Origin of the sequence: Sinorhizobium fredii USDA 205 (assembly GCF_001461695.1) — a bacterium.
In the GTDB taxonomy this organism is placed as follows: domain Bacteria; phylum Pseudomonadota; class Alphaproteobacteria; order Rhizobiales; family Rhizobiaceae; genus Sinorhizobium; species Sinorhizobium fredii.
Window position 1 is genome coordinate 1 of record NZ_AUTC01000057.1, and the last position, 2873, is coordinate 2873.

General features: G+C 55.0%; 2 protein-coding genes and 1 pseudogene. All 3 read left to right on the plus strand.

Going from position 1 to position 2873, the window contains the following annotated elements; genetic code table 11:
- A pseudogene (locus N181_RS34240) lies at positions 1–753 on the plus strand (hypothetical protein); the annotation flags it as partial.
- Positions 750–1154, plus strand: a complete 405-nt coding sequence (locus N181_RS07935; RefSeq protein WP_014858092.1) for a hypothetical protein — start codon at positions 750–752, stop codon at positions 1152–1154. The pseudogene N181_RS34240 and the gene N181_RS07935, both read left to right, overlap by 4 nt.
- Positions 1155–1829: 675 nt before the next feature.
- Positions 1830–2654: a glycoside hydrolase family 16 protein gene (locus tag N181_RS07940; RefSeq protein ID WP_014858094.1), complete on the plus strand. Its 825-nt coding sequence runs from the start codon at positions 1830–1832 to the stop codon at positions 2652–2654.
- The last annotated feature ends 219 nt before the right edge of the window (positions 2655–2873 follow it).

Sequence of the window (2873 nt, forward strand, 5' to 3'; positions counted from 1 at the left end):
GAATCACAACTGGCTGATTTCACTCAACTCTTTTTCGGTCAGGCTCTCAGGCGTCTTGCTAAAAGATACGCGCGGGCCAACAGGGTCTCGCTACACCAAGCTCTCGACTTGCTTGCGGGGGAATTGGGATTCGTTAGCTGGACCAAACTCGTCTCCACCAGCAAAAAGGATTGGATCCCCAGTCCCGAACAGATGGCGAGCGTCGAAGCCATCGTTGAGGGAGCTCTTCCAGCAGATTTTCAGGCTGGGCATCCTGCAGCAATGGCCCACCGCTTGGCGTACCTGGATAACGCCGAACATGGCATGATCGGCGATCACCCATACCGCCTTCAGGTGGCTTTACACGATGTCATCATGGTGGGAGATGGGTGGAGCATCACAGTGCCAGAAAACCCTGGTGCGCGGCCGATCGTCCAGACAGTCACCGAAAATGATGGCAAATGCCCGGTGTTTGAGCTGGAATTCCTCCAGAAAGCACTTAGCCTAGTGAGAGATCGGGCTGCTCGGGTTCGGGGCGAAATCTCCACGGATTGGCCCCGACGGTCCACGAAACCCGACCTCGACGGGGTTGTTCGCCGCCCGTTGTGGGGGCGCGAGTCGGACGCGTGGTTCTGCTTACATTGTAGCGGAAAGATTACCGGTATTCAGATCGCTCAAAACCTCTGGCACTGCCCGGGTGTGGCGCATCGCCCCTCGACATCTTCGACAAGGCCTTCTGGTGTGAAGACGAGGGGAAGTCTCTGCCGTCAGTGAGAACTGACGGCGCCGTTGAGGGTGACAAACCCGATTTCCGGGTTGTCGATGACCGACCCAAACTTGAGTTGAATGGAGAGAAGATCACTCTCCTCATCCGAAGCGCATTGCTAGATGATGCGACGAACATCAGCGAGAAACTGGGCGCGCTTCAGGCTGAAATCACTGTCGAGGACGAGAGTGACGTCTGGATCTCGCTTGAGGAGGATTTGTGGCCGCACGACAAAGAGCCGGTTCAGGCCTTGATTGTAGCGGCACAGCTGGGTCTCGAGGTCGAACTCGAATCGATGTGGTCGACAATACCTTTCCACTGGCCAGGACTGGGTGAGCTAACCTCGAGCACGAGTGAATATACGCATGATGCTGGATGCGTACGCCCAATACGATTCCTTACCAAATAGCAAAACGTAGCCCGTTTGCGACTAACTTTCTCACCGGAAACCTATGCCAGTTGGTTAGTTGGTTGGTCACGATCGCTTTACACCTGTGATCGAAGGGCGACTTAGGCGAATCGTGGTCATCGCGCGGCGATAGTTGCCACGGAGACGGCTACCGTGCAAAATCGACATGAAACGCGGCGCGTGTGCACCGCGGTTCACCTTAGTAGGCCAGATCGGTGATAATCATGTGCACCACGTCCTTTTTGGTGGTGTCCTTGGTGGTTATCTCGTCGGCCCTTTCGGCCACGGTACATGACGGCGATGCGGTCGGTTACTCGCATGACGTCGTCCATGTTGTGCGCGATGTAGACGACCGCGACACCCTGTGATCCAAACCCGTTCAATTCGGTTCCGCTCGCCGTCTATACTGAAAAGAGCATCAACGATCTGCCTGACGTTCTCAGAGAAGCTCACTATTCCGATGCATGGTGGAAGGGCTTCGAGGGTGGCTCGCATCATGAACATTTAAGTGGTTAGACTGTAATCAGCCACTCCATGTCGCGTTGCGGCGCCGCGGCGGTAAACCCTTCGTCTAGCCTTAGGTCGTCGTCATTCCAGCTGTGATATAAGTGCGTCGTCTTTGCCGTCACCCATCCTCTAAACAGAGAGGGTCTGAGTTATGAAGGAAGGCTGGGAATGGTCATTTACAGACAATACAATCTTCTTTGCTTCGCCTTTTTTGTTTTCGCCGCTCCAACAGCCGGCGCGCAAGAAGCTAAGATACCAGAAGGGTATAGACTTGTATGGTCAGACGAATTCGATCGTGCCGGCCTGCCGGATCCCGCGAAATGGGTTTACGATACGGAGGGCAATAAATCGGGCTGGTACAACAACGAGAAGCAATACTATGCGGTAAAAAGACGCAAGAACGGCCGGGGTAAGGACGGTAAACTCATCATCACTGCCCGTAAGGAACGGCTGACGAGCGCATCCGACTACGGCGGACAGAACTACACCTCCGCGCGCCTTATCACACGCGGAAAGGCCGCTTGGGTTTACGGGCATTTCGCAATCCGCGCACGCCTGCCCTGTGGCCGAGGTACCTGGCCGGCATTTTGGATGCTTGGCGCTGATAAAACGCCTTGGCCTGAAAATGGGGAGATCGACATCATGGAGCAGGTCGGCAGTGCGCCAGACAAGATCAAGGGGACAATTCACACTAAGGCAACAGCGCGCACGTTCGGCATCGGGGGTGAAACCGTTCTATCAGACGCGTGCCGTCGCTTCCACATCTATACACTAACCTGGACTCCCACCGCGATTTCCATCGGTGTTAATGGGCACTCCTACTTCACCTACAAGAACCCTCAAGAGGGCAGCAGCAGTTGGCCTTTCGATACTCCCCACTTTCTCCTCTTGAACCTAGCTATTGGTGGCGACATGGCCGGCAAGATTGACGACGCAATCTTCCCGGTTTCAATGGACATTGACTACGTGCGCGTTTACCAAAAAGTCAATTAGCCCGACCGCGACGCGGTGCTTAATCTCCGCCCCCGGCGCCGAAATCAGTAACGCGGCGCAGATCCACACAATATGCAAGCAGCTAGACGCCGCGACACGCGGATAATCCCCACACCTTAGTCTAAAAGAGAGGCGCTAAGCGTCGTACAAACGCTCACCCTAGTGGATGGAATCTAAGAGCCTGACCGAAAAAGAGTTGAGTGAAATCAGCCAGTTGTG